Genomic DNA, 3,866 nt, shown 5'->3' on the forward strand with positions numbered 1-3,866 from the left:
CGGTCGCCGTCGAACCACCGGCACTCATCGGAACCGGCACACCGGTCAGTCAGGCCGATCCCGACGTCGTCGAGGACGCCGTCGACGCCGCCGCGAACGTCGACTCCGACGTCTCGGTCCTCTGTGGCGCGGGCATCAGTACGGGTGATGACGTCGTCGCGGCCAGCGATCTCGGTACCGGGGGCGTCCTCCTCGCCAGCGGCGTCGCGAAGGCCGACGATCCGAAAGCGGCCCTCGAGGACCTCGTCGCACCGCTCTGAATCGGATCACGAACTGGAGAGCGATCGACGAACGCTCGTCGCCGACCGATTTTTCTCCCCATCCGTCGTAGAGGAGGTATGACCGACGATGGGTCCGAGTCCGTGGCTGATCCGGCGGCCGGGGAGCGACCCGTGGCCGTCGCGCTCGAGAATCGGTTGATGAGTCACGGAATCTACGTGACATCGTTCGCGTGGATGGACGCGAACGAACCGCCCGTCGACGACGGGACCGGGATCGAACTCGAGTACGAGACCGTGTCCGAATCGCCTGCGATCACGAGAGACGAAGTCGGCGCGGTGGTGCGGGCGCTGTTGACGATCGGCGACGAACGAGAGTGGACGCCGGGACGCCTCGAGGTGACGTCGCTGACGACCGACGGGGAAACCCGCGGCTGGTGGTACGCCGAACGCGAGTGGTTCGAGCGTCTCGGTTCGGACCTCTCGAAACTCGAGTTTTCCCAGCTCGTTCTGAACACCATAAAAAATTACCGAAGCGAACACGACGGGCGTTAACTACGTCGCGGAGATAGATTAATAACGGTTCACGCGCCTTCTTGTCGTAGACGATTCAATGACCGGAGAACAGGTGTACGTTTCACACGCGCCAGGTGACCTCGAACTCGTCCAGGACCTGTTCACGACGGTCAAGAACTTCCCGTTCGGCGTCCACCTCGCGCTCGAGGAGATCGAGTCCGGTCGATCGCGAAAGCGACTCGAGGGGCGTCTCGCCAACAGCGACGTCGTCGTCGCGGTGCTGACCGAGGACGCGGCCGATACCACGTGGATCGATCAGGAAATCGGCTACGAGGTGGCCAAAGGAATCCCCGTCGTGCCGCTTCGCGACGAGGGAGTCAGCCGTCGCGGATACGTCGGCGACGTCGACGGTCTGGCGATCGATCGGGGAGACCTCTCGGTCATGATCTTCAACCTGCTCTCCCGGCTCCGGAGCGAACTCGCGCCGCTGGGGGCGCTATCGGTACCGAACTGGTATATTCGGTTTCCGTGTACGATCCCCGACTGCGGCCACCCGGTCACGCTCGAGCTCGAGCAGGGACAAACGAAGCTCTGGAAACTCCACAGCCACGGGAAACACCTGACGACGTCGTGTGCGGTCTGTGAGTCGACGTACTACTTCAACCCGGCGACGATCGGATTTCTGGGTCGCGAGGACGGACTCGATGTCAATCGCCGTCCCGAAGCCGCTCGTAAGCGTCCGTGACGAGCCCGAAGGCGGACCGACTCCCGCTCGAGCGGTCGGGATGGGCGCGTTTGACCTGCTCGTGATACGCGTCGCGGAGCGTCTCGTCGCTCGCGCCGGCGTCCACGCCGAGAACCTCGCGAGCCCTCGTCTTTCGCATCTCGACGGCCGCGACGATGCCGCGCTCCTCGGCGTCGGACTTGCAGTCGGCACACAACCGTTCCGTGCGCTCGTCGATCGTGGTAACGCGAAAGCGTTCTTCGGAGACCTGCTCGCGACACTGACTACAGCGGCGTCGGTTCTCGTCCGGACTCGCGTCGGTGGAACGCTCGGAGTCGGTCACTGCTGTGGGCCCCTCCGTGGTCCCCTCACCAGTGCCGTCAGTACCGGACGTTCCACCACCGTCGCGACTCGGGGCCTGGGCGACACACGACGGACAGCAGGTCACCACGGTTCCGTCGTCGAGCACCACGTCCTCGAGTTCGGCCAGCAGGAACGTGCCGGTACAGCCGTCGCACGCGTCCCGACGCTGGTCGAGCGAACCGCCTTTTTCGGCGGCCGCTCTGGCGTGTGGCTCACAGCGTTGACAGCAGACGACCTGTTCGTCGTCCGGCATCGCCACTGTCGTCAGCTCCTCGAGCGGAGCCGTTCGACCGCAGCCATCACAGCCGGCCGGTTCATCGCCGACGACAGCCATCACGCCATCGGTTCGTGTTCGTCCTTTATTAGTTCTTCTGCTGACAGTCACGATCGGCGTCAGTTCACGGCGTCGTCTCAGCCGGACGCCCGTCGCAATCGGTCCGCGTAGCGACTAATTACTCGCGGAACCTCCCCCGGGCCGTCCGACGACCGACCCTGAACGGAATCGATAACAAAGTGGCCATCCGCCGACCGCTAGATCGTGCGAGGCTCCCCTCGCACGGAGACGCTCCGTCCGTTGGACGGTACTCGGCGGCTGGCCGTTGCCGGGTACCTCCTCTCCTGTCAGGTCCGTTCGCGCCGATCAGAATCGGGAAACCGATATGACTCCGATGACGAGTACCGGTATGGACACGGCAGTTCAGACCGGCTCCCGGGATAGATCGATCGACCGCGAACGGGTCGGTATCGGCGTCGTCGACCTGGGTATCGTCGTCGGCCTCGTTCTCTTCGGGAACGTCGAACACGGCGGCAACCCGATCGCCGAACCGCTCGCATCGCTCGAGACGGTCGCCCCGTTCGTGATCGGGTGGATCGCCGTCGCAGCGCTCGCAGGCGTGTACACGCGTGACGATCTCATCGGGACCGACGGCGTTCGTCTGACGGCGATCGCGTGGATCGCGGCGGCGAACGTCGGGCTCATGCTTCGCGGGTCGCCGCTGTTCGAGGGCGGCGCGACCTGGCCGTTTCCGGTCGTCATTACCGGGACCGTGCTCGTCGCCCTGCTCGGTTGGCGGCTCGGATACGCCCTATTACTCTCACAATCGCGGTAAGTACTGTTTTCTAACTAGCTTCGCCGAAACGGGTCGACGTGGAATGTTCGAATATTCATGATTCGCTGTCGGTACTGGCTGGTATTCCCGTTTTGACGGCGAATATAGCGGGTTCGGATATAAAATGTACCGTACAATAATAGGTAGAGACTTGCTCGACGGAAAATACACGATTTATAACCAATTCATAAGTTATGGGGATACAACCCTATGGATATCGATCAGGGATGGATCCACCACGAGCCGATTATGGGAAACACTTATATGGTTATTCCCCATACTATAGAATACATTATGACTGGATATTACGACATTGTTCTCGGCCTCATCCCAGTCGCACTGCTCGGTATCACCGCAGCCCTGACCGTCGTGGGGATCTCGTTGACTGCGGCGGTGCCGATCGGTTCGCTCGTGGCGATGACGATCATCGGGCACGCGATGTTCGTCAACACGCCGGCCGAGGTCTCCGACGAGCCCCGGTCCGCGCGTCCCCAGCACGCGGACTAACGCATTCCGGTCGTTTTCTCTCTCTACCCGCTTCCGGTTCCTTTTCGTCGTTTCGTTCCCTCGTATCGGTCATGACAGAGACCCTGTTTCTGACCAGCGATGCCGTCGCAGACCTCGCGACTCCGACCGAATACGTCGACGCCGTTCGCGACGGCTATCGACAGCGGGGAAACGGCGCACCGGCACAGCCGCGATCGAAGTTCTTCCGCGGCGATCCAGACGGGATGTTCACGAGTTACGCCGCCATCCTTCCGGAGACGGGAGCGATGGGCGGGTACATGTACAGCGCGGGGTTCGGTGCCACCGACGCCTGGTTCATGACGCCGCTGTTCGACGCTGACAGCGGTGCACCCCTCGCCCTGCTCGACGGTGCCAGCATGAACCCGTTCAAAACCGGTGCGGCCGGTGCCGTCGCCGTCGACGAACTCG

At 62.9% G+C, this 3,866-nt stretch carries 6 protein-coding genes and 1 pseudogene; 6 read left to right on the plus strand and 1 reads right to left on the minus strand.

Translation table 11 applies throughout. The annotated features are described in order from the left end of the window. The 3 genes from PGX04_RS16465 to PGX04_RS16475 all read left to right on the plus strand — a co-directional run. Positions 1 to 260 (plus strand): triose-phosphate isomerase (locus PGX04_RS16465; protein WP_273739504.1); only part of this gene is annotated, 260 nt, incomplete at its 5' end. Positions 261 to 338: 78 nt separating this feature from the next. Then, positions 339 to 773: a DUF8159 domain-containing protein gene (locus tag PGX04_RS16470; protein WP_273739505.1), complete on the plus strand. Its 435-nt coding sequence runs from the start codon at positions 339 to 341 to the stop codon at positions 771 to 773. 58 nt (positions 774 to 831) lie between these two features. Next, positions 832 to 1,479 (plus strand): toll/interleukin-1 receptor domain-containing protein, encoded by a 648-nt coding sequence (locus PGX04_RS16475; RefSeq protein WP_273739507.1) that lies wholly within the window; start codon positions 832 to 834, stop codon positions 1,477 to 1,479. On the opposite strand, the gene PGX04_RS16480 is transcribed toward PGX04_RS16475, so the two are convergent. After that, entirely contained in the window at positions 1,442 to 2,155 is a 714-nt protein-coding gene (locus tag PGX04_RS16480) for a J domain-containing protein (protein ID WP_273739508.1), read from the minus strand. The two genes, PGX04_RS16475 and PGX04_RS16480, sit on opposite strands and share 38 nt — an antisense overlap. A 349-nt stretch (positions 2,156 to 2,504) precedes the next feature. Here PGX04_RS16480 and PGX04_RS16485 point away from each other — a divergent pair, with 349 nt between their 5' ends. From PGX04_RS16485 to PGX04_RS16495, 3 genes and pseudogenes are all read left to right on the plus strand, one after another. Further along, entirely contained in the window at positions 2,505 to 2,930 is a 426-nt protein-coding gene (locus PGX04_RS16485) for a DUF3054 domain-containing protein (protein WP_273739509.1), read from the plus strand. Positions 2,931 to 3,224: 294 nt separating this feature from the next. Further along, the gene (locus tag PGX04_RS16490; protein ID WP_273739510.1) at positions 3,225 to 3,437 is read left to right on the plus strand and encodes a DUF8015 family protein; all 213 of its coding nucleotides are present in this window, start codon (positions 3,225 to 3,227) and stop codon (positions 3,435 to 3,437) included. Positions 3,438 to 3,508: 71 nt separating this feature from the next. Beyond that, positions 3,509 to 3,866: pseudogene (locus PGX04_RS16495) on the plus strand (ornithine cyclodeaminase family protein); the annotation flags it as partial.

It is taken from the genome of Natrinema soli (assembly GCF_028618695.1).